The 22,019-nt window shown below is 71.2% G+C and carries 22 protein-coding genes and 1 pseudogene; 12 read left to right on the top strand and 11 right to left on the bottom strand.

Annotation, left to right across the window (positions count from 1 at the left end; genetic code table 11):
* Window positions 1–18: 18 nt before the first annotated feature.
* The gene (locus LGI35_RS40410; RefSeq protein WP_227299397.1) at window positions 19–438 is read right to left on the bottom strand and encodes a hypothetical protein; all 420 of its coding nucleotides are present in this window, start codon (window positions 436–438) and stop codon (window positions 19–21) included.
* 57 nt (window positions 439–495) lie between these two features.
* Complete coding sequence (locus LGI35_RS40415; protein ID WP_227299398.1) at window positions 496–1,929, bottom strand: glycoside hydrolase family protein; 1,434 nt, start codon at window positions 1,927–1,929, stop codon at window positions 496–498.
* Window positions 1,930–1,990: 61 nt separating this feature from the next.
* Here LGI35_RS40415 and LGI35_RS40420 point away from each other — a divergent pair, with 61 nt between their 5' ends.
* From LGI35_RS40420 to LGI35_RS40435, 4 genes and pseudogenes are all read left to right on the top strand, one after another.
* On the top strand, window positions 1,991–2,737 hold the full coding sequence (locus LGI35_RS40420) for a TetR/AcrR family transcriptional regulator (RefSeq protein ID WP_227299399.1): 747 nt from the start codon (window positions 1,991–1,993) through the stop codon (window positions 2,735–2,737).
* Window positions 2,738–2,849: 112 nt separating this feature from the next.
* A pseudogene (locus tag LGI35_RS40425) lies at window positions 2,850–3,161 on the top strand (phosphotransferase); the annotation flags it as partial.
* 11 nt (window positions 3,162–3,172) lie between these two features.
* A complete protein-coding gene (locus LGI35_RS40430; RefSeq protein WP_227299400.1) occupies window positions 3,173–4,342 on the top strand; it encodes a hypothetical protein in 1,170 nt (389 codons plus the stop codon).
* A gap of 87 nt (window positions 4,343–4,429) precedes the next feature.
* The gene (locus tag LGI35_RS40435; protein WP_227299401.1) at window positions 4,430–5,488 is read left to right on the top strand and encodes a PucR family transcriptional regulator; all 1,059 of its coding nucleotides are present in this window, start codon (window positions 4,430–4,432) and stop codon (window positions 5,486–5,488) included.
* Between the two features lie 15 nt (window positions 5,489–5,503).
* Here LGI35_RS40435 and LGI35_RS40440 read toward each other — a convergent pair whose 3' ends face one another.
* Window positions 5,504–6,040, bottom strand: a complete 537-nt coding sequence (locus LGI35_RS40440) for an RNA polymerase sigma factor (RefSeq protein WP_341483477.1) — start codon at window positions 6,038–6,040, stop codon at window positions 5,504–5,506.
* A 170-nt stretch (window positions 6,041–6,210) separates the two neighbouring features.
* On the opposite strand from LGI35_RS40440, the gene LGI35_RS40445 reads away from it, so the two are divergent.
* On the top strand, window positions 6,211–8,391 hold the full coding sequence (locus LGI35_RS40445) for an acyltransferase family protein (RefSeq protein WP_227299402.1): 2,181 nt from the start codon (window positions 6,211–6,213) through the stop codon (window positions 8,389–8,391).
* Here the strand turns inward: LGI35_RS40445 and LGI35_RS40450 are convergent.
* Complete coding sequence (locus LGI35_RS40450) at window positions 8,375–9,568, bottom strand: amidohydrolase family protein (protein ID WP_227299403.1); 1,194 nt, start codon at window positions 9,566–9,568, stop codon at window positions 8,375–8,377. The genes LGI35_RS40445 and LGI35_RS40450 overlap by 17 nt on opposite strands.
* 185 nt (window positions 9,569–9,753) lie before the next feature.
* Window positions 9,754–10,548, bottom strand: a complete 795-nt coding sequence (locus LGI35_RS40455) for a phytanoyl-CoA dioxygenase family protein (protein ID WP_227299404.1) — start codon at window positions 10,546–10,548, stop codon at window positions 9,754–9,756.
* Between the two features lie 35 nt (window positions 10,549–10,583).
* Between LGI35_RS40455 and LGI35_RS40460 the strand changes: the two genes are divergently transcribed.
* Both LGI35_RS40460 and LGI35_RS40465 read left to right on the top strand, forming a co-directional pair.
* The gene (locus tag LGI35_RS40460; protein ID WP_227299405.1) at window positions 10,584–11,477 is read left to right on the top strand and encodes a helix-turn-helix domain-containing protein; all 894 of its coding nucleotides are present in this window, start codon (window positions 10,584–10,586) and stop codon (window positions 11,475–11,477) included.
* A gap of 96 nt (window positions 11,478–11,573) precedes the next feature.
* A complete protein-coding gene (locus LGI35_RS40465; protein WP_227299406.1) occupies window positions 11,574–12,203 on the top strand; it encodes a hypothetical protein in 630 nt (209 codons plus the stop codon).
* On the opposite strand, the gene LGI35_RS40470 is transcribed toward LGI35_RS40465, so the two are convergent.
* Window positions 12,191–13,045, bottom strand: coding sequence for a helix-turn-helix transcriptional regulator (locus LGI35_RS40470; protein ID WP_227299407.1), 855 nt, complete (start codon window positions 13,043–13,045; stop codon window positions 12,191–12,193). The two genes, LGI35_RS40465 and LGI35_RS40470, sit on opposite strands and share 13 nt — an antisense overlap.
* Before the next feature lie 190 nt (window positions 13,046–13,235).
* On the opposite strand from LGI35_RS40470, the gene LGI35_RS40475 reads away from it, so the two are divergent.
* Window positions 13,236–13,721, top strand: a complete 486-nt coding sequence (locus LGI35_RS40475) for a hypothetical protein (RefSeq protein ID WP_227299408.1) — start codon at window positions 13,236–13,238, stop codon at window positions 13,719–13,721.
* An 84-nt stretch (window positions 13,722–13,805) separates the two neighbouring features.
* The gene (locus LGI35_RS40480; protein WP_227299409.1) at window positions 13,806–14,216 is read left to right on the top strand and encodes a YybH family protein; all 411 of its coding nucleotides are present in this window, start codon (window positions 13,806–13,808) and stop codon (window positions 14,214–14,216) included.
* Between the two features lie 191 nt (window positions 14,217–14,407).
* Here LGI35_RS40480 and rox read toward each other — a convergent pair whose 3' ends face one another.
* Together rox and LGI35_RS40490 are read right to left on the bottom strand one after the other, a co-directional pair.
* Window positions 14,408–15,835, bottom strand: coding sequence for a rifampin monooxygenase (gene rox / locus LGI35_RS40485; RefSeq protein ID WP_227299410.1), 1,428 nt, complete (start codon window positions 15,833–15,835; stop codon window positions 14,408–14,410).
* Window positions 15,836–16,404: 569 nt separating this feature from the next.
* Window positions 16,405–16,905 carry a hypothetical protein gene (locus LGI35_RS40490; protein WP_227299411.1) on the bottom strand — a complete coding sequence of 167 codons (501 nt, stop codon included), beginning with the start codon at window positions 16,903–16,905 and terminating at the stop codon, window positions 16,405–16,407.
* Between the two features lie 251 nt (window positions 16,906–17,156).
* Between LGI35_RS40490 and LGI35_RS40495 the strand changes: the two genes are divergently transcribed.
* Both LGI35_RS40495 and LGI35_RS40500 read left to right on the top strand, forming a co-directional pair.
* Window positions 17,157–17,495, top strand: coding sequence for a DUF6234 family protein (locus tag LGI35_RS40495; protein ID WP_227299412.1), 339 nt, complete (start codon window positions 17,157–17,159; stop codon window positions 17,493–17,495).
* Between the two features lie 76 nt (window positions 17,496–17,571).
* Window positions 17,572–18,084 (top strand): hypothetical protein, encoded by a 513-nt coding sequence (locus LGI35_RS40500; RefSeq protein ID WP_227299413.1) that lies wholly within the window; start codon window positions 17,572–17,574, stop codon window positions 18,082–18,084.
* A 49-nt stretch (window positions 18,085–18,133) separates the two neighbouring features.
* On the opposite strand, the gene kdgD is transcribed toward LGI35_RS40500, so the two are convergent.
* Together kdgD and LGI35_RS40510 are read right to left on the bottom strand one after the other, a co-directional pair.
* Entirely contained in the window at window positions 18,134–19,066 is a 933-nt protein-coding gene (gene kdgD, locus LGI35_RS40505) for a 5-dehydro-4-deoxyglucarate dehydratase (RefSeq protein ID WP_227299414.1), read from the bottom strand.
* A 200-nt stretch (window positions 19,067–19,266) separates the two neighbouring features.
* On the bottom strand, window positions 19,267–20,448 hold the full coding sequence (locus LGI35_RS40510; protein WP_227299415.1) for an L-talarate/galactarate dehydratase: 1,182 nt from the start codon (window positions 20,446–20,448) through the stop codon (window positions 19,267–19,269).
* Between the two features lie 207 nt (window positions 20,449–20,655).
* Here LGI35_RS40510 and LGI35_RS40515 point away from each other — a divergent pair, with 207 nt between their 5' ends.
* Window positions 20,656–21,531 (top strand): LysR family transcriptional regulator, encoded by an 876-nt coding sequence (locus tag LGI35_RS40515; RefSeq protein ID WP_227299416.1) that lies wholly within the window; start codon window positions 20,656–20,658, stop codon window positions 21,529–21,531.
* Between the two features lie 49 nt (window positions 21,532–21,580).
* Here the strand turns inward: LGI35_RS40515 and LGI35_RS46430 are convergent, their stop codons facing one another.
* A complete protein-coding gene (locus LGI35_RS46430) occupies window positions 21,581–21,736 on the bottom strand; it encodes a hypothetical protein (protein WP_341483479.1) in 156 nt (51 codons plus the stop codon).
* Window positions 21,737–22,019 lie beyond the last annotated feature (283 nt).

Consider the following 22,019-nt stretch of genomic DNA (forward strand, 5'->3'; position numbering starts at 1 on the left):
TGCGTCTCCCACGGCCGGTCAGCTTACGGGGCGGGGTTCGCGTCGCGTCACGACGACCTGGACGTCGTCCTCGTAGATGACGTGGCCCGGGTCGGTGGACCGGACCATCCGGCATTCGACTCCGTGTGCGGCGAGGATCTCCAGGTAGCCGTCGACGCGCTCGATGAGGTGCGTTGCCGTCGGCTTGAACCAGGCGGTGGCGGTGGGGTTGACCGCCGGGTCGTAGACCGTCGGGTCCACGTTCGAGGGGTCGGGGTACGCGCGGTCGTACCAGGCGTTGTTCTCGCGCCGGAAGTGCTCCTGCTCCTCGCTGAGCCTGCCCGCGCGGCCGAGCCGGTTGACCAGACCGAACACGCCCGTGAAGTGTCCGCGCTCGTTCGGCGTGACCGCCTGGAAACGTACGTACTCGGCGGGGCCGCCGCTGCCTTGAGTCGTCATCGGGCGATCCTCGCATGCCTGAACCGGCGGCTTCCGTGCGGCGGCCGAGCGGTGCGTTCACCGGGTCGTCGACGGCCCGGCGGACAGGAAGACGGGAGTCACGGACACCGGGAAGCGGACCAGCGCCCCGTCACGCGTCACCGGCACGACGGCCCCGAACGCGTCGACGGCGTGAGCCTCCGCATGCGGCCAGGGGCGTTCGATCCGCGTGGGCGGCTCGTCCTCGCCGGTGAACACGTCCCCTGCCGTCCACACGACCTCCAGAGGACCGCGCCCGGGCCGCGACACCTCGAAGACGTACAGGTCCGGGCGGTCCCCGCCCGCGAGGCGGCGCAGGCCGTCGGCGCCGTCCAGATGTCCGGCCAGGCGGGCGAACGCGTCGGCCGACGGGTGGCGTACGGCCGGCTCCGGTCCGTCGTAGTCGAGCAGGGCGAGCTTGCCGAACAGGAAACCCATCATGTTCAGCCGGTCGCTGTAGCCGGGGATCTCGGGCGCGAGGTTCCAGCACACGGTGCGGGTCACGCCGGCGGCCAGGGCGAGAACGTTGCGGGTCACGACCTGGCGGCAGTTGATCCGGTCCCTGCGTGCGGCGAGTTCCGGAGGGCAGTCCTCGAGGAACATCCGCAGCGAGTCGGGGAGTTCGGCCTCCCGGGCGTACAGCGCCCGCATGGTGGCGCGGTCCGGCGGCTCCGCCTGCGCACCGGTGGTGGGGGACGTGAACGCCGCCATCATCTCCTGCTGGAAGACGGCCTGGGCCTCGGGGAACTCGAAAAGGGTCGGCCCGTTGTACTCGCCGGCCACCACAGGCCGTTCGTAGCCGTGCCGGCGCATCATCGCGCGCACGGACTCCACGTGTTCCGGGATGTCGTGCGGGTCGCCGTACAGGTGCACGGAGAAGAGGTCGAACGCGTCGCGCCCGTGCTCCACGACGTGGTCGAAGAAGGCGCGCTCCTCGCTTCCGGGCGGGGTCGACAGCACGTCGTAGCCGCAGCCGCCGAGGACGCTCCGCGCGCCGGGGTCGGCGTCACGCACCGCGCGCGTGAAGGCCGTCAGCTGCTCGACGTACTCGGGCGCGGTGCCGTCCCAGAGGAGGCCCGTATTGCTCGGCTCGTTGTTGCACTGCCAGTAGTCGATACGGCCCCTGCAGCGGGTCACGAGGTGGCTCACGAAGCGCGCGTACTGCGCGGTGTCATGCGCCGGGGACGACGGCAGGAACGCCGAGGGGTTCCGGGTGGCCCAGGGCGAGCTCGAACAGACCGTGATCCATGCCTCGTCGGCCGGGTCCAACTGGTCGAGGATCGCGTCCACCACGGTCCAGTCGTAGTGACCGGGTTCCGGCTCGACCTGTCCCCAGTAGACGTAGACACGCACCAGTGAACCGCCCAGTGCCCGGATCTGCGGGACGAAGGGATCCGGCTTGCCGAACATGCCGTAGCTGATCCCCCGGACGATCCCGAGCCGGATCCCGGCGGGTGCGGCGGTTGGCTCCATGACGTTCTCCTCACGCTTACGTTTATGTCATAAACTCTAGCTGATGACATAAACTACAACCATGAAGGACGAGCGGACGGCGGCCGGAGAGTTCGGTACGCCCTTGATCTGGACCCGTGCCGAGCCGCCGAAGCGCCGGCAGAGCCCGCTGGAGCGGGACGACATCGTGCGGGCCGCGACGGCCGTCGCGGACGAGGGCGGAGCGGAGGCCCTGACCATGGCCGCGGTCGCCCGACGCCTCGGGCCGTACACGCCGATGGCCCTGTACCGCCACGTGATGAGCAAGGACGGACTCGTCGACCTGATGCTCGACGCCGCCACCGCGGAGGTTCCCGTGCCCGCGGAGCCGGGCCCCGACTGGCGCGCCGACCTGCGGGGGATCGCCGTGGAGAGCTGGGCCATGGCGAAGAGACACCTGTGGTTCGCGCAGCTCGTCCCGACCCGCCCCCCACTGGGGCCCCATATGCTGCGCCGCACCGAGTTCCAGCTGCGAGTGCTCGTCGGCCGGGGCGCCGCCCTGGGCGAGGCCGTCGCGTACGCCGCCCTGCTCGACCGCCATGTCTTCGGCGGCGCACAGCAGGAGGCCGAGGAACACGCCATGCGCCGCCGACTGGGCATCGACACCCCGGAGCGGCTGGCCGCGGCGGTCGGTGCGGTCAGGGGAGTGGCGGAGCAGGGCGGGCACGAACTGCTGGCGCGATGGATGGAGGAACCGTCCGGGCCCGACATGGACGAGCAGTTCGCCCTCAGTCTGACGTTCCTGCTCGACGGCATCGAGGCGCGACTGCCGAACCCGGAGGGGCGATAGGGGCCTGGCGGGGGTGGGGACGCGGGTGAAATCCGGTGGACGGGTGCGACGGCGAACGGCTGTGATGGCTCGGAACGCCTGCCGCTGAGGCGGGCCGTGCGAGGAGCTGCACTTGGCGACGACGGACTCCGCGGATGCCCGCCCCGCGATCGGCGAGGCTCTCGTTCGGCGTCTGGTCGACAGGGACTTTCCCCAATGGGCGGGACTGCCGCTGAAGTTGGTGGACCCGGCCGGATCGGATCACGTGATCTACCGGCTCGGTGACGAACTCTCCGTACGTCTTCCTCGGAGTGCGGGCGTCATCGGACAGGCCGCGAAGAAGTCCGAGTGGCTGCCCCGGCTCGCGCCCCACCTGCCGCTCGCCGTCCCGGTGCCGGTGGGGGTGGGGGAGCCCGGGTTCGGCTGTCCGTGGCCCTGGTCGGTGAGGGGGAGTCGATGACGGTGAGTGTGGCCGCCGAGCAGGAGCGGCTGCTGCGTGGGCCGAGACGCGACCTCGAGCGGGCTCGGCGGGATCCGGAGACCTGGCATGCCCTGGCCTTCGCCGCGGAGCGCACCGGCGACGGTCGCGTGACCGACCGCAACTACGCCGCCCGCTTCGGAGTGCTGTGGGCGCTCCAATACGACCACCGCCCCCAGGACCTGCCGCTCCTGCGTTTCCTCCTCCAGCAACAGATCACCTTCTACCGGGAAGCCGTCCCCTGGGGTCTGGCGCCCGACTTGTTGCTCGCGGGGTTTCTGGTCGCAGAGCAGAGGCGGGTGGAGGATCTGTGGCTGCACTGGAGCGCCAAGAACATCAGCTTCGACACGGGCCTCGGCTATCGCATCCACCACCTGCTGACCGGTGGTGTCGCGGCGGCTGTCGAGGCGGTACGGGCCAGTGGACACCCCGATCGAGACCGCCTCCTCGGCGACATCGCGTCGGACTCGGAACCGGGTTCAACCCGCTACACCGACACGGCAGTTGACGAGTGGCTCGACGAGCAGCGCGCTCGGTTCCCGTCCTCCCCGGCCGACGAGAGCCTCAAGGACTGGGCCCACCATGCCGCGCGCCTCCGGGAGCGCGAGGCGTCGCGCCTCTTCATGACGCAGTGGGCCGCGGGCCAGCCACGTACCGGAGACGTGCTGAACGCCCTGCAGTTCCACCTCGCCCAACTCGGCTTTCTTGCCGAAGCAGTTGACGTGCAGCGCGAGGCCGTCGGGATCAGTGACGCGTCATGGCCGGGGGAGAGGGCCGGAAACCTGCTCACCCTTGCCCGGCTGCAACGGCGGGCCGACGACGCCTCGGGCGCATGGGGCACGCTCGAAGAGGCCGCCGGCCACCTTCCGCCCGACAAGCAAGGGACGCGGCAAGGGCTGTGGCGGCTCTTCGTCAAAGAGTGCTTCCTCCTCGTTCCGCTCGCGCCCGACGACGCGACAGCCCGACGGTGGCTCGCGGTCGCCGACCGGCACTTGGAGGGGATTCCGCGGCTGTGGATGGACGGAGTCCTCGACGCGGCGCGGGCGGCCGCCGAACGGGCCGGCGATCCGCAGGTCCTCGACCACTACCGCGCGCTGCGGCAGGCCGCGGATGCGGAGTACGAGAGGGAGACGGGCCGGCCCGCGTAGCGGACGTAACCCTCGGCCCCCTGGCACAACGCCCTTGGACCTGCGCTAAAAAGGCGACAACGACTCATCAAGATTCCAGGGGCGAACGTGGCGGACCAGGGCATACCCGACGTATCTCTCGACGGTTACGTCCGTATCCTCGCCGCGGTCGCTGCCACCGGACGGCGTCTGACGCGTGACGAACTCGAATCCCGCCGCGCCGTGGGCGAGCGCGCCGCCGAGGCGGGCCACGGCCTGCGCGCCCTGGTCGGCGCACACCTGGACGCGACGCGCACGCACTGGCCGGCCACCGCGGTGTCGCCCGACAGCGTGCTCGCCGCCGTCGCGCAGGCCGTCGACGCGTTCGCCGAGGGGTACGAAAGGGCGCAGCGCGCCGCCGTACGCCAGGAGGAGGCCGCACGCCGGGAATTCATCGACGACCTGCTGTACGGGCGCAGTGACCTCGGCCTGCTCGCCCAGCGCGCCGAGCACTTCGGGTTGCGCCTGTCGTTCGCGCACGCGGTGGCCGTCGCGCAGGGAACCGTCGCGTACGACGAGGGAGACGCGGTTCTGCGAGAGGTGGAGCGCGCGCTCATCGGCCGCTTCGGGGACCGCAGCATCCTGCTGACCACCAAGGACGGCCGTCTCGTCTGTGTCGCCCCGGGCGACCAGGACGAGGTGCTCGCGTTCTTCGCCAAGCAGGCCTACGCGGCCACCGACGGGTGCCAGGTGGCCATCGGGCGCCCGCAGCCGGGCGCGGGTGGCGTCGTCCAGTCGTACGAGGAAGCGCTCAACGCCCTGAACCTCGCCGAACGTCTGGAACTCGACGCGCCGGTCCTGCGGGCCGCCGACCTTCTCGTCTACCCGGTCCTCACCCGCGACCGCCAGGCGATGGCCGACCTCGTGCACAGCGTGCTGGGCCCGATGCGCGACGCCCGCGGGGGAGCGCAGCCCCTTCTCGACACGCTCACCGCCTACTTCGACGCGGGCTGCGTCGGCGCCGAGGCGGCCCGACGGCTGTCGCTGAGCGTGCGCGCCCTCACGTACCGCCTGGAACGTATCCACCAGCTGACCGGTGCCGACCCCTCCGACCCGGTCCACCGCTACACGCTGCAGACCGCGGTGATCGGAGCGCGTCTCCTCGACTGGCCCTCCGTCGCGCTCTGAACCGGCCTTCGCGGGCTACGCGTCGACGGACGCCCGCAGCCGCGCCCTCGCCCGTGACAGGCGTGAGCGGACCGTGCCCGGTGCCACGCCCAGAATCTTCGCGGCGGCCTCGGAGCCGAGCTCCGACCAGCCGCACAGCAGGACGACGTCGCGCTCGGCGCGGTTCAGCCCGTCCAGCGCCGTGCGGGCGGCGGCGACCTGTTCGGCGTCCGCCATGCGGTCGACCACCTCGTCCGCGAAGTCCGGCAGGTGCTCGCGGGCGGGCAGCCTGGCCAGGGCCGCACGGTGACGGCGGGCCGAACGGGACTGGTTGCGCAGGACGTTCAGGCCGACACCCAGGACGAAGGGCCGCAGCGGGGCGTCCTCGCGGCGCACCGTCTGCCGGAGCCGCCATATCTCCAGGAAGGTGAGCGAGACGACGTCCTCGGCCTGCGCCCAGTCGCCCGTCGCCCGCAGGGCCATGCGGTGCACCTCGGGGGAGGTGTCGTCGAAGAGCTCCGCGAAGGCGTCGGCGTCGCCCGCCCTGATCCGGGCGCGCAGTGAGTCCTCCATGACCGCATGTCTCCGTTTCGCGGCAGCCGTTGCGTGAGCCACGCCATGGTGCCGGGTGCCGGCGCAACACCGAACCACGCGGAGACGCCCTGACGGTGAACACCTAGTTGAGCGCTCAAAAAGACAGGCGCGTGGCCGCAACACGAGGGGCCGACCGGACAGTCCCGGACGTGACCAGGACTCCATACGCCGGAAACCGCGCAAGAACGTACACCGGACAGACAGCGACCGATCCCGCCGCGCCGTCTTCAGGGACGGTGGAACAGAAGCCCGCGCCCGGCTCCGGGCGCACCTCGCCGCCGCCCGGCGCGACACACTCCGGACCTGCGCAGCGCCCGGACATCCAGGGGCTCCGGGCCCTCGCCGTCACGCTGGTGGTCCTGGGCCACGCCGGGGTCACCCGGTTCAGCGGCGGCTACGTCGGGGTCGACGTCTTCTTCGTGATCTCGGGCTTCCTCATCACGTCCTCGCTCCTGCGCGAACTGTCCGCCTCGGACCGCATATCGATCCGTGCGTTCTACGCCCGCAGGGCACTGCGCCTGCTCCCCGCCTCGGCCCTCGTCGTCCTGGTGACCCTCGCCGGATCGTGGCTGTTCCTGTCGAAGGTCCGCTTCGCCGAGTACATGAGCGACGCGTTCGCCAGCGCCCTGTACGCCGTCAACTTCCGTCTGGCGGCCACAGGCACCGACTACCTCGCGGAAGGCAGCCCTCCGTCCCCGTTCCAGCACTTCTGGTCGCTGGCCGTCGAGGAGCAGTTCTACCTGCTCTGGCCGCTGCTCCTGGTACTGGGATGGCGGCTGTCCCGGCGGCGCCGCGCGCTCCTGGCGATCCCCCTGGTGGCGCTGTGCGTGATGTCGTTCGGACTGAGCGTCCACGTGACCGGGCGGTCCGCACCTTGGGCGTACTTCGGTTCGCACACCCGCGCCTGGGAGCTGGGCGCCGGAGCGCTGGTCGCGCTCGCCCTGCTCCGGCCTCCGCGCCTGCCCGACGGCGTGGCCGTGGCGATGACATGGGCCGGCCTCGCGTGCGTGATCGGCGCCGCGCTGCGCTTCGACGCCGACACGCCCTTCCCGGGAACGGCCGCGGCGGTACCGGTCATCGGCGCGGTTCTCGTCCTCGTCGGAGGCACCTCGTCCGCGTGGCCGGCAGCGCGCCGGATGCTCACCGCACGGCCGGTGACCTGGCTCGGCGGCCTGTCGTACAGCTGGTACCTGTGGCACTGGCCGTTCCTGGTCATCGGGCCGAAAGCGCTGGACCGGCCTGCCGGCACACACCTGGAGCTCGCCCTCGGCGCGGCCGCGCTGCTCCCGGCCTGGCTGACCCTGCGCCTGGTCGAGAACCCGGTGCGCTTCCACCGGGCCCTGCGCGGCCGCCCTGGCCGAGGGCTGCGGCTCGGCCTCGCCCTGAGCGCCCTCACCGCGTCCACCGCGCTGGTCGCGGCCTCCTTCCCGCCGTCGATCAGCTCCGGCGAGCCCGCCCCCGTACTCAAGGACGCCCTCGCCTCGGCACCCGACCCCGGCGCACGCCTCACGCAGGCCCTCGACACGACCGGCACCCGCCTGCCGGACAACCTCACGCCGCCGCTGACGGGGATCACGGACGTACGGTCGGCCGTGTACCGGGACGGGTGCCACCAGAACTACGCCGGCACGAGCGTGCCCATGTGCGTGTACGGAGACCGGTCCTCGAAACACGTCGTCGTCCTCTTCGGCGACTCCCACGCGGCCCAGTGGTTCCCGGCGCTCAACGCCCTTGCCGTGCAGCACCACTGGAGGCTGCTATCGATGACCAAGGCCTCCTGCAAGGCGGCGACGGTCACCACGCTCAACGCCCACCGCCCCTACACGACGTGTGACCGCTGGCGAGCCGACGCGCTCGCGCGGATCGAGAAGCTCCGTCCCTCCCTCGTGCTCGTGTCCTCCTCCGACGCGGGCACCCCGGCGAAGACGATGCGCGATCCGCTCGCCGGATGGACCGACGGCTACGTCCGGACGTTCCGCCGGCTCGCGCGGTCCGACGCCCGGGTCGTCGCGCTCCTCGACACGCCCTGGCCCCGCGAGGACGCGCTCGACTGCGCTGCCATCCACCCCCTCCACCTGCGGGACTGCTCGGTCCGCGTGCCCGAGGCGCTGCACGACGTGACCCGCAGGAACGCCACGAAGGCAGCGGCACGTTCGACCGGCGTCGCCGTGATCGACCCGTCGCCCTGGCTGTGCACCACGCACGGCGACTGTCCCGTCGCGGTGTACGACACCTTCGTCTACCGGGACGAGAGCCATGTGGCCGAGGGCTACGCCGAAGCCCTGGCACCGGTCCTGGGAAGGGCGTTGGGGGTCAGGAGCGGGAACTGAGCACCTGTCCGCCCAGGACCGTGACGTCGAGACGGGTCAGGGCCGCCATGTCGGTGAAGGGGTCGCCGTCGACGACGACGAGATCGGCGTCGTAGCCGGTCCGGACGCGTCCCTTGCGGTCACCCAGACCGCAGGCCCTCGCCGCCACCGACGTCGCGGAGGCGAGGGCGTCGGCCGCGGCCATGCCGCCCGACACCAGGTCCATGACGGCCCGGGGCAGGCCGCCGTGCGGTGTGTCCGGGCCGATGCCTCCGTCCGTCCCGGAGACGATCGTGACGCCCGCCAGATGCGCACGGACGACCCGCCGGCGCAACGCGTCATGGGCCGGGCCCGCTTCGTACGTGCGCTCTTTGAGCTGCGGAGCAGGCCCGGCACCCGGCGCATGGCCGAGCGTCGGGCACACCACGATGCCCTGGGCGGCCAGGGCCGCGATGGCCTCCTCGGGCACGTGCACGCTGTCGGAGGCGAGGAACGTGCAGTGCTCGATCCCGTCGACGCCGGCGGCGATCGCGTCCCGGATCGACACCAGGGCGTGCGCGTGAGCGGTGACGGGCAGTCCCACGGCGTGCGCCCGCCTGACGACGAGCGCGAGCTCCTCGGCCGTGAACCGGCCCTGGTCGACAGCGGATCCGGGGGTCGACGGCATGCCGCCCCCGGCCATGATCTTCACGACGTCGGCGCCGCGCTCGGCCCGCTCCCGGACGGCCGCGCGCAGCTCGTCACTCCCGGACGCCCCACCATCCATGTGCCGGCAGTACCCGGCCCGGCTCGTGAGGGGCGGCCCCGACGCCACCACGGTGGGCAGGTCGGGACGGGGACGACGCGCGCGCCAGTCCACGACCGACCACGCCACGTCCCCGAGGTCGCGCACCGTCGTGACACCGGCCGCCAGCTGGATCCGCAGGGACCGCTCGATCGTGCTGAACAGGTCGTCCTGGGACAGCGCGCCGGGCCGCTCCAACGCCCCCGGTGCGCCGTCACCGACGAGATGGACGTGCGCGTCGACGAGGCCGGGAAGGAGCGTGCCCGACGGCCGGTCGAGGACCTCGACGCCCGTCGGGATCCCGAACCAGGACGGCTCGACGCCGACGATCCGCCCACCGTCCACGAAGACGACCCCGGCGCCCTCGACGACAGCGCGGCCGTCGAAGACCCGTGCGATGCGAAGAGCCAGCATGGCGGTCCTCCGGCGCGGGCGTGTGAGCGGCGCGTCGGGGACGCCTACGTGCCGGCCAATGGGCCAGGTTCCCCCGCCCGCCGTGCCGGCGGCCTGTTCCGGGGCCAGCTCACCACGCCCGACCTCCGGCGGCACGCCGCCCGATGCCATACGAGGCATGCCCCGGGGCGGGTGAGACCGGGGACCTAGTGCGGCGACGTGACCGGGAACTCCGTACCGCAGGGTCCGCCCCCCTCCGCCTCGGCCAGGAAGACCTCCTGGCCCTCCAGCGTGAACGTGCGGTAGTGGCGGGCGATGCGGCGGGCCGAACGCGGGGCGTAGTGGCACACGAAGCTGCGGCGGAACCGGTCCGTGGTCGTGTTGGGCTCGGAGCCGTGGACCAGGCTGCCGTTGAAGAAGAGGACGTCGCCCGGCTCCATGTCGACGGGCACGCGGGCGAGGCCGGCCGGCGGCGGCACGTACTCCCTCGTGAAATACGTGTCAGGGTCGGCCTCCTCGGGACAGAAGAGGTCCATGAGATGGGTGCCCGGGACGACTTCGAGCCCCCCGTTGTCGCGGTCCACGTGGTCGAGCGCCACCCAGGCCGCGACACAGGTGCCCGGCTCGACCCGCAGATAGAAGTTGTCCTGGTGCAACGCCTGCCCGCGCGCGCCGGGCGGTTTGAAGTACAGCATGCTCTGTGCTGCTATCGGTTCCTCCTCGATCAGCTCGGCGACGGTCGCGGTGATCCTCGGGTCGAGCAGGTAACGCATGGCGGTGTCGTCGATCAGGTGCGGGTGCATGATCCGCGGGTACTCGCGCAGCGGATCGTGCGGGCCGTCGGGATCCTGTGCCGACGGCTGGAAGTGCCCTGGTACTGAGCCTCGTTGGGGGTATTCCATGAAACCGGCGCTGAGCGCGGCCACCTCTTCGCGTGACAGGAGACGGCGGGCGATCGCGTAGCCCGAGGACCGGAAGGCCGAGATGTCGACTGTGTTCATGCGACGACCGTAGAAGCGTCCTGGTGTGCCAGGCTATGCGCGTGTCCGTCACAGACCTTCGTGAAACTGCTGCGCCGCCCCCGGGTGTCCTGATCGTCGGCCGCCACGACGGGCGGCCCGACTACGCGGTCCGCAGGACGGCCGGCGCCCCGAGCTGGCTCCTGCTGTGGACGGAGTCCGGTGCCGGTCACGTCCGCCAGGGCGGCGCCGAAACGACCGCGGGCCCCGGGAGCCTGGTGCTGCTCGCGCCGGGCGTGCATCACGCGTACCGGACAGCGCCGGACACCGAGCACTGGGGGCTGTGGTGGGCCCACTTCCTGCTGCGCCCTGGCTGGGAGCAGCGCCTGCGCCCGTACGACCTCGGCAGCGGCTGCCACGTGATGCCCGACGTCCACCCCGGAGCGCGTACCGGCGTCTCCGCGGCGCTGCGGCAGGCGCACGCCGACAGCCGCTGGACCGGCACGGGGGCTCCGCCCCGCCCGGTGAGCGCCACCCGGCGCACCGCGCCGGCCTCGGTGGCGACGGGACCGGACGCCGCCGCGCTGGCCCTGGGTTCCCTCGAACGCGCCCTGCTGCTCGCCACCTCCCCGTCCGGCGCCACCGGCCCCGGCGACGCGCGCGTGCGCCGCGCCCAGGCCCTGATCGACGCCGACCCGGCAGCCGCGCACACCGTCGACTCCCTTGCCGCGGCGGTGGCCCTGTCACCCTCGCGGTTCGCCCACCTCTTCGCCGAGGAGACCGGCTCCACGCCGATGCGGGCCCTGCGGGAGGCGCGGCTGCGCCATGCGGCGTGCCTGCTGACCAGTACCGAACTCACCGTGGCCCAGGTGGCCGCGGCCTCGGGATTCGCCGGGCCCTTCCACTTCAGCCACGCCTTCCGCGGCAGGTACGGAACCCCGCCGACGGCGTACCGGTCCACCGCCGGTTGAGAGCCGGCGCACGCCACGGACACGGTGTCACGCTTCGGCGGACGACATGACTCGGCGGGCCTCCATGGCCTGCCCCGCGATGGCAGAGTCTTGCCCATGCTGATCTTGACGACGCCGCGCCGCAGACGTTGCGCCTCATTGGTACTCCTGCTGAGCGCTCCCGCCGTGGCGCTGACCGGCTGCGGCGGGGAGCGCGCCACGGACACGGCGGCCGGACTGCCGACCTCCCTCGCGCGTTCCAGCCCGCCTCCCCCGCCTTCTCCCACCATGACGTCTCCCTCCGCTTCCCCGTACGTGGGGCCCGGAGTCGTCGACGGCGCTCCGCACAACGGCGACAACAACACCTACCGCCGCACCGGCGACATGTCGCCCGCCGGCGAGAAGGCCGCGCGGCGGGAAGCCGCCCGCATCGAGCCCGTGCTCAAGCGGCTCTGGGGACAGAAGGAGTGGGACCCCGAGAGCGTCCGCGCGGCTCTCCTCAAGCTCGGGTACACGGAGGAGGGGAGCGGCGGTGCGGGCGAACGGGCCGGCGGGACCCTCGGCGTACGGGGGATGGACGCGCGCTACGAGACCGACCACTACGTCACGCCCGAGGGCGCACAGGTCGGCCTTCGCGTCCGCGCCGACGCGTGCGTCACGGCGTTCGTGCAGGAGACGAACTACGGGGTCAAGGTCAATGGCCCGTACATGGAGACCGGCTGCTTCGAGCCGCCCTACGGCCACTGAGCGCGGGACTGCTGTCCGGCGAGTGTCTGGGTGCCGATGACGCCGAGGAGCGCGAGGCGTTCGGCGTCCTGGGTGCCGGGCTCGGCCGTGTAGATGATGATGCGCAGGCCGGTGCCCGCGACGCTGAGGATGTCGCAGTCCAGCGTCAGGGCGCCCACCTCGGGATGATCGATGGTCTTGCGTGACGCCTCCGCCTGTCCGACGGCTCCGGAGTCCCACAGCTCGGCGAAGCGGTCACTGTTCGCACGCAGCTGGGCGATCAGCCGCCGCAGCCGCTGGTCCTGCGGATAGCGGCCGGCCGCCGCACGCAGGTCGGACACCTGCGCGGTCTCGAGGGCGCGCAGGGACTCCGGCGAGTGACGGACGCGGCCGGCCGCGCCGAGGAAGTTGCGCCACACCGCGTTGCGCTCGTCGCCGTGCCGCTCACCCATCAACGCCGTGTACAGGGGATTGGCCAGCAGCAGCGTCCAGGTGGCGTCGGAGACCGCGACGGGCGTCCCGGTCAGCCGGTCCAGCATCCGCTGGACGCTCGGCGTGATGAAGGCGGGCACCGTGCCCTGCCCGGGCGGCACGAGTCCGGCCAGGTGGAACAGGTGCTCGCGCTCGCTCGCGGACACGCGCAACGCCCGGCCCAGCGCCTCGACGACCTGTTCCGAGGGGTTGGTCGCGCGGCCCTGTTCGAGGCGGGTCACGTAGTCGACGGAGATACCGGCCAGCATGGCGAGCTCCTCGCGGCGCAGCCCCGGCGCGCGCCGGGCGCCGCCGACGGGCAGCCCGGCCGCCTCCGGCGAGACCCGGTCGCGCCAGCGCCGCACCGTGTGCCCGAACTCCGTGGTCGCCATGACTCCACTGTGCACCGCCCGGCGCGGATCCACCTGGTACTGGGAGTCCCACCCTGGGGAGCGCGAACCCGTGACGATCGGGCGACGACCACAACCTGTTGAGGCCTTCGAAGGTCTACTCCGGTCAAGGCGGCCGAGCTCCGCTCCATGAACTCGCCCGCGCCGAACGCCTGTGAAGGGTGCCTGGCCCGTGTTCGTCTTTCTGGCACTGCCCGCTCTGCTCGCGATCCCCGTCTGGGTCGTGGCGGTGGTCGTCAAGCTCGTCTCCGCCGCACTTCCCGGCCGCCGGGCGGATTGGTCACAGGATCTGGTGCGATGGTGTGCCGCGATGGCGGCGGCAGCGGCGGTCGGCCTGTACGTGCTCGGGCTCGGCGCGGTGCAGCTGTCCGCGCACGAGTCGGAGAGCGGCGCCTCCTCGTCACCGGCACCCGCGTGCCGCGACGCCGACGTGGACGACAGCACCCTCCAGCACCTGGTCGGGCACCGGACCTCCTACGTGCCGCTGCGCTTCGACTGCGTGCTGGACGACGGAACCACGTACCCCAGCAGCAGCGGTTACGCGTGGCTGAACGGCCTCACCGCCGCGTTCGGTGTGACCGCCGGCGTACTGGTCGTGACGGCCGGGTTCGTCACCGAGCGCAGGGCCCGGGCGCATGCGAACGGAGCTAGCGTATGAGCGTGGGGGGAGAGACCTACGGGGCGTGGGGACGCGGCGACCGAGAGGCGCGCCGCCGCGCGTCGAAAGGACGGTGAGCCGGCCATGACGGACGACGAGCGGCAGATCCGGGCCCTGGTCGAGCGATGGGCCGCGGCGGTGCACGCGGGCGACATGAAGGGCGTCCTGGCCGACCACGCCGACGACATCGTGATGTTCGACGTACCGCCGCCCCACGACGGCGTACGCGGCCTCGACGCCTACCGCGAGACGTGGCCGCCGTTCTTCGAGTGGCAGGCGCAAGGGGCCGTGTTCGACATCGTGTCTCTCGACGTCACCGCCGGCGACGATGTCGCCTACGCCCACGCGCTGCTGCACTGCGGAACACCGGCCGACCTGGCCGGGCAACCGGAGAACCGCCTGCGCCTGACGCTCGGGCTGCGCAAGCAAGAGGGACGCTGGACGGTGGCGCACGAGCACCACTCGTTCCCCGACACCTCGGGCAGCGACGGGTAGGTCATGAGCCGTGGAGCGGGGGGTGGTTCACGCGGACTCCTGCCGGGGGCTGGTGTTCATCTCGCCGGGCTCGACCAGTTGGGCGTTGAGGTCCTTGCCGGTGCGTTCGGCCTGGAGGCCGGGGAACTGGCCAGGCGTCTCGCGAGGGACGGGGCCCCTGCTTCGCAGACTCTGCAGGGGCCCTCGCACGCTCAACCGGCAGCCGAGCCGAACCACTTGGGCAAGTGGCCGAGCAGATCCTGCTGATCCTCACCGACCCAGGCCACGTGACCGTCCGGCCGCAGCAGCACCGCGGGAACGTCCAGATCCTCGCCGGCGTCGACGACGTGGTCGACCCGGTCCGCCCAGCCCTTCACCGAGAGGCTGCCCGTCGGGTCGAGGAGCAGCCCGCGGCCGTCGTGCATCAGCTCGTAGAGGCGCCCCTGCTTCAGCTCGACGTCCCGCATCCGACGGCCGAGCAGCTCGTGGCCCTCGCCGAAGTCGTAGCTGACCCCGACCGCGGTGATGATCCCGGTCACGTACCGGTTCACCTCCTCGAAGTCCATCAGTTTCGAGAACAGCTCCCGGAGAGCTGTCGCGCCCGGATCGGTCCCCAACAGGGTCATCTGCGCACGGGTGTTGTCCAGCACGCGGGCGCCGACCGGGTGCCGCTCGACGTGGTAGCTGTCCAACAGCCCTTCCGGCGCCCAGCCGTTGACCGCGGCCGCCAGTTTCCAGCCGAGGTTGAAGGCGTCCTGGACGCCGAGGTTGAGCCCTTGCCCGCCGGTCGGCGGGTGGATGTGTGCCGCGTCGCCGGCCAGGAACACCCGTCCGACCCGGTAGCGCTCTGCCTGCCGGGTGGCATCACCGAACCGGGACAGCCAGCGCGGCGAGTGCACGCCGAAGTCGGTGCCGGCCGTCGCAAGCAGCTGCTTCTTGAAATCGTCGAGGGTCGGCGGGGTCGCACGGTCCTCGATCACGTCCGCGGCGGGCACGCCGACGCGATACATCCCGTCCCCCTGGGGGATGAGACCGAACCGCAACTGGGTCTTGCGGACTTCCTCGACGACCGCGGCGATCGTCGCCGGGTCCTCGGTCACCGCCATTTCACCCAGCAGCGTCTCGATCGTGGCGGGTTCACCGGGGAAGTCGACGCCGATCTGCTTGCGCACCACGCTGCGGCCGCCGTCGCACCCGACGAGGAACTGCGAGCGCAGCTGCGTGCCGTCCGTCAACGCGACGGTCACGCCGTCCTCGTCCTGACTCACCCCGGCCACTTCGCACCCGCGCCGGATCTCGGTCCCGAGTTCGAGCGCACGCTCGTTGAGCAGCCGCTCGGTGACCGGCTGCGAGGCCTGGACGCCGAAGGGGTGCGTGGTGTCCAACTGGTCCGGCCACGGCTTGACGATGCCGCCGAAGAGGCCGCCCACGCTGAACTTCTCACTGACCGCGAGGAACCGGTCCAGCAGGCCGCGCTGGTCCATCACCTCCACGCTGCGCGCGTGCAGGCCCTGTCCGCGGGACTCCTTGGTCGGCTCGGTCAGCTTCTCCAGCACGACCACGTTCACGTCGTGCAGCCGCAGCTCACTGGCCAGCATCAAGCCGGTCGGTCCGCAGCCCACAACGATGACGTCGATCATGAAATCCCCTACGTGACGAGTTGATTGACGGCCGGGCGGTCCGCGAAGTCCGACGACGCGCACACGATCACGCATGACCGTACGTCGACGGAGGTGCGGGCACTTCGCGAATCCCCGATTTCCGCAGGTCCTGGCCCAGGCCGGCCATTCTGCGCCAGGACCGGGGCCTTGCCGCAAGGCCCCCTGTGCGCTATATGTTGAAGAGGGCAAGGGAGTGGACACTCTCCTTGCCCTTTGTCGTCTGCCGGGGAGTCGAGCTCGGTCAGCCTCTACGGCGACGCCGGCATGAGTCCCCGGATCCACAACGTCAGTACAACGCAAGCCGGTTGACTTGGTCGGAGCGCCCTGGGGCGCCCGCGCGTAGCCGAGCAGTCATGAATTTCACGCATCCGCCGCGCCCCTCAGAGCGGACCGAATTTCCAGGACACTCATACTGTCGAACCTGAAGAGTGAAGCGCGGTCCGTGAAATTGCGATCGACAGCAGTGCTTTTGAATTCCCCACTGAAAGGGAAATGCGCGTGGCCCGTACCGGACGTCTTCGGTACGGGCCATCGCCGTGCGGCGCGGGCTAGTTGACGGCCGCCAGGTCGGTGATCTTGCGGGTCTGGAGGTCCGACTGGACCTTGATCTTGGTGACCTCGGGGTGGGCGCCGTCGCTCCAGGTGAGCGTGACGAGCGAGGTCGCGTGGCCCGCGCCGGAGCCCGTGTAGTCGACCTTCCACTTCACGGGCACGTTCTGCGCGAACAGGATGCCGTCGGCGTGCTCCTTCGCCTCGAACGCGGCGACCTTCTTCTGCGCCGCCGCCGACAGGTAGAAGGAGCGCAGCGCCTTGGCGTTGGCGCCGGCGGCCGGGTCCTCGTTGTCCCAGATCGAGTCGATGTACGCGCCGTAGAAGTCGGCGACGCGGTTGGTGGTGCTGCGCGGGTCGCCCTGGGACGGTACGGGGGCGGCGGCGACGGCCGTGGCGTGGGCGGACGTGCCGGCCAGAGCCGGGGTGATCGCGGTGAGCGAGAGCGTGGCCGCGATGGCGGCGGAGGCGAAGAGAGCGGTGCGGGTGCGAGCGTGCATGGTCGGTGGAACCTTCCCCGTCATTCGGTGCCGCAGTGAATCCTGCGGGCTTCTGGTCACCGGATAAGACTGCACTCGCGGCCCCTCAGTTCCACCATTCCCCGAATTCTTTTTGCGCATGGTCGCACGAATGGCATTCATGAAATGGTTGTGCGGTCGGATGCAAAAATGACGGCAAAATCGCGCCTGCGTGCAGGGTCCTGAGTATCCGTACTCAGGCTGGGATCCGGTCGGTGCGTAAGCATGGGGGCATGACGGGCTGGGTGGTCGATCTTGTCCTGGCGGTGGTGGTCACCGGCCTCGAAGTGGCGGCTCTGGCGTTGTTCTGGTTCCGGGAGAGCGTGAAGGCGTGGGCGGCGCAGGGGCGTTGGGTGCCTGGCGGGACACGTCGGCTGGTCGTGGTGCTCGGTGTCGGCTCAGCGCTGCCCGGTCTGGGCGCCGTCGGCTTCTTCGAGGTCGGCCTGTATGCGACAGCCGTCTCGCAGGCTCTGGTGGCAATGGCGCTGGGCTCGATACTCGCGCTGGGTCTCGCGGCGGAGGTCGGCCGGTGGTTCTGTCGGGGCCGGCGGAAACCGGGCGCGGAACGCTAGTTGGTGCGCATACGGGGCATGGGGCAGGTCGGCGGCGAGGTTGTCCGTTCGGCCGGTGTCTCCGTAGGTTGACCCGATGGGCCTCTTCGACAAACTGACCGGCACCAAGCATCCCGACGCCGGTGTCATACCGTGCCCGGCCGCGGAAGTCCGGGCCGCGCTGCTCGCGATCAACGGGCCCGACGTGCCGTACGCCGTACGCAACGGCACCCCTGCCGAGCGTGCCGACCTCGTCGCCGAGTGGCGGGTCCTGGAGCCGGCCTGGCGCACGTTCTTCTCGCGGAGTCGGCTGAGCCGGACCCTGAAGACGAGGATGCGCCTGGACGCGGAGAGCCACGAAGTGCGCGCACTCGACGAACAGTGGGAGGTCACGTGGGTCGGGGACACGCCCAGGCTGGCCCGGTCACGTGAGTACTCCCGAGGGCAGGTGACCACGGTGAGCCGGCAGTGGGAGGTCCAGCGGGGGCCGGACGGCCGTCTGCACAAGACGGAGGTGTTCCGCTTCGACCCCGCGGAGATGAAGGTCCCGTTGCAGGACGCGGTCCTCGGCGCGGGGTGGACGTGGCGCGGAGTGGTGTTCAAGCTGTGAACCGGCCGGCCGGCCCGTTACTCCGGTGGCCGGCTCTCCGATGGGGGCGTCAGGTCGTGTGCGGGAGGCGGTCGTTGACCAGCGCTGCGAGCTCGGCCAGTTCGTCCTGCGTCAGGTCGGTCAAGGGTGGGCGCACCGGCCCCGCGCTGTGGCCGACCGCCGTCATGCCGGCCTTCACGATGCTCACCGCGTAGCCGGCCCGCCGGTTGCGGATCTCGGTGTACGGCAGGACGAAGTCGTCGAGGAGCTTGATGACGGTGTCGTGCTCGCGCTCGCGGACGGCGCCGTAGAACTCGAGGGCGAACTCGGGCAGGAAGTTGAAGATGGCCGACGAGTAGGTGGTGACGCCGAGTTCGAGGTAGGGGAGGGCGAACATCTCCGCGGTGGGCAGACCCCCGATGTAGGTGAGGCGCTCGCCGAGGCGGGTGTAGATCCGCGTCATCGCGTCGATGTCGCCGACGCCGTCCTTGTAGCCGATGAGGTTGGGGCAGCGGTCGGCGATCCGGGCGAGCGTGGGCGCGGTGTAGACGGCGTTGGCGCGGCTGTAGACGATGACGCCGAGCGACGTGGCGCGGCACACGGCCTCCACGTGGTCGGCCAGACCCTCCTGTCCGGCCTCGGTGAGGTACGGCGGGAAGAGCAGGATGCCGTCGGCGCCCGCGCGTTCGGCGGCCTGCGCGTATGCGACGGCCGTGCGTGTGCCGTATCCGGCCGGGGCCAGGATGGGCGTTCCCTCGGGGGCGCTCTGTACGGCGGCGGTGACGACGCGCTCGACCTCGGCGCCGGTCAGGGAGAAGAACTCGCCGGTGCCGCCCGCGGCGAACAGGCCGCCCACCTCGTACTCGGCCAGGCGCGTGATGTGGTCCCGGTAGGCACCCTCGTCGAAGGAGTGGTCGTCGGCCGTGAAGTGGGTGACAGGGAAGGAGAGGAGGCCGGATCCGATGCGCCGGCCGAGTTCTGACGGGGTGTAGGACGACGTCATGTGCGTTCTGCTCCTGGAGTCGGGGGAGGCGTGATGGATGCCTCTGGTGACGACGCTACGAGCAACGACTCATGCCGGTCCAACACTGATTTCGCATCCGGTGATACCGGGTCGGTATGACGCGTGGAAGGTGCGGAAATGGCTCGTCCGCGCCCCCATGAAGGAGGCGCGGACGGGAGAAAGCGGTGCGTGTCGTGGCGTCAGTGGCGCTTGCCGGCCTCGTGGGTGGCCTGGGTCCAGGCGCGGGCCTGGTCGGTCAGGGTGATGCCGAGGCCGGGGCGGGACGGGACGTGCATGCGGCCGTCACTGATGGTGAGGCGCTCGTTGAACAGCGGCTCCAGCCAGTCGAAGTGCTCCACCCACGGCTCGATCGGGTAGGCGGCCGCGAGGTGGAGGTGGATCTCCATTGCGAAGTGCGGTGCGAGCTGGAGGTTGTGGTGCTCGGCGAGCGCGGCCAGCTTGAGGAACTGCGTGATGCCGCCGATGCGGGGCGCGTCGGGCTGGATGATGTCCGCCGCGTTGTGGCGGATCAGCTCGTAGTGCTCGGCGACGCTGGCGAGCATCTCGCCGGTGGCGATGGGGGTGTCGAGCGAGGCGGCGAGCGCGGCGTGACCCTGCGCGTCGTAGGCGTCGAGCGGCTCCTCGATCCAGACGAGGTCGAATTCCTCCATGGCCCGGCCCATCCGCTGGGCGGTCGGCCGGTCCCACTGCTGGTTCGCGTCGACCATCAGTGGGGCGTCGTCGCCGATGTGCTCGCGGACGGCGGTCAGGCGGCGCAGGTCCTGCTTGCGGTCGGGGTTGCCGACCTTGATCTTGATGCCGCCGATGCCGCTCGCCAGGGAGGCGGAGGCGTTGTCGAGCACCTGCTCGGTCGGGGTGTGCAGGAAGCCGCCGGAGGTGTTGTAGCAGCGTACGGAGTCGCGGTGGGCGCCCAGGAGTTTGGCCAGCGGCAGGCCCGCGCGCCTGCCCTTGAGGTCCCACAGGGCCACGTCGTACGCGGCGATGGCCTGCGTGGCCAGGCCGCTGCGGCCCACCGAGGCGCCGGACCACGCCAGCTTCGTCCAGATCTTGCCGATGTCGCTGGGGTCCTCGCCGAGCAGGTTGTCGGCGATCTCCCTGGCATGGGCGAACTGGCCGGGGCCACCGGCCCGCTTGGAGTAGCTGAAGCCGATGCCCTCGTGCCCCTGCTCGGTCTCCAGCTCCACGAAGAGGAACGCCACTTCGGTCATGGGCTTCTGACGCCCGGTGAGGACCTTGGCGTCGCTGATCGGCGTGGCCAGTGGCAGCGTGACGGAGGAGAGCTTGATCCAGGAGATCCTGTCGAGCGTCGCCTCGCCTGCGACGTGCGCTGCGTTGGTGGTCGTGTGGGTCTTCGTCACCACTTCGTGTCCCTGGGGTGTGAGGCGGATGCGACCGGCCGGCATGCTGCGCGCGCCCGGCCGAGTCGGCGGGTGGGGGCGGGCTGCTGTCGGCGCGGGCTGCTGTCGGCCATGCGGCCGACGGAGGCGTTGACTCCCCTTGAAGCTAGAGTCGGCGATTGATCCACGTCCAAGACCAATTTTGCATGCGCTGATACCCGGAGGGAATCATTGTTCACGCTGGCACAGCTCGTGAGCTTCGTGGCGGTGGCCGAGGAACTGCACTTCACCCGTGCCGCGGAGCGCCTCCGGATGACGCAGCCCCCGCTGAGCCGGCAGATCCAACTCCTCGAGCACGACCTGGGCGTACGGCTCCTCGACCGCACCAACCGGTCCGTCCGGCTCACCCCGGCGGGCCGCACGTTCCTCAACGAGGCGCGCCACATCCTGCGCCAGTCCGAGCACGCGGCCCTCGCCGTACGGCAGGTGTCGGCGGGCGAGGCGGGAGCCATCGCCATCGGGTTCACGGCGGCCAGCGCGAACTCGGCCCTCGGCACGCTGCTCGAAGTGGCCCGCTCGGCCATGCCCCGCGTGGAGGTGGTGCTGCGTGAACTGGTCACCCGCGACCAGTTGGAGGCCATCACCGAAGGGTCCCTCGACCTGGGCATGATCCGCCCCGCGAACACCGGGCCCGACCTGGAGACCAGGCCCGCGGTCAGGGAGGGCCTGCTCGCCGCCCTGCCCACCGGCCATCCGCTCGCCGCGCGCGAGGGCGACCTGCGCGTGGAGGACTTCGACGGGGAGGAGGTGCTGATGTACTCGCCGGTCGAGGCCCGCTACTTCCACGAGCTGCTCGTCAGCATCTTCCGCGCCGCCCAGGTCACACCCGTCTTCACTCAGTACCTCAGCCAGGTGCACAGCATTCTGGCGATGGTGAACGCGGGCTGGGGCATCGCCCTGGTCCCGGAGGCCGCGGCGCAGATGAGGTTCGACGGGATCACCTACAAGCCGGTGTCCCTGCGGGAACCCAAGCCGGTCGAGCTGAATCTGGTGTGGCGCAGGAACAACGACAATCCGGCGTTGGAGGCCCTGCTGCGCCACCTGTGACGAAGGCCGGGGGCAACCAGTCCGGTACGCCCCCGGCCTGCACTCACCGTCAGTCAGGCGCCCCCGAGCGAGGTGACGGCAGCGCCTCGATCTTCGTCTGCACGTCCCGTATGACGTCGACGGCACGTTGTTCGCGCTCCGCGGTGAGGCGGGCGACCGGCACGGAGCGGCTGATGGCGTCGACCGCCGGAGCGTCGTACCGCACGGCGAAGCGAAGTCCCCGATGCCGGTCGCCGTCTTCTCGCGGTCGATGGAGCAGCCCTGTTCGCGGAGGCCCGCCAGGTCGGCGAGCAACGTGTCGCGGTCGGTGGGGGTGTTCTCCGTCCGGGGCGGACAACGGGCCTTCGGCGAGCGGTGGTTCGCTCCAGGTGCGCGGGCCGGTCGCCCCTCGCGCGAGCAGTTCCAGCGGCGCGACCGTGCGCAGCGCCGACTTCACCCCACGGGCCCCTGTTGTCACGTGCGTCCCCCTGCTTCCCGACGCCGGCCAT

The organism is Streptomyces longhuiensis (assembly GCF_020616555.1).
Lineage (GTDB): Bacteria > Actinomycetota > Actinomycetes > Streptomycetales > Streptomycetaceae > Streptomyces > Streptomyces longhuiensis.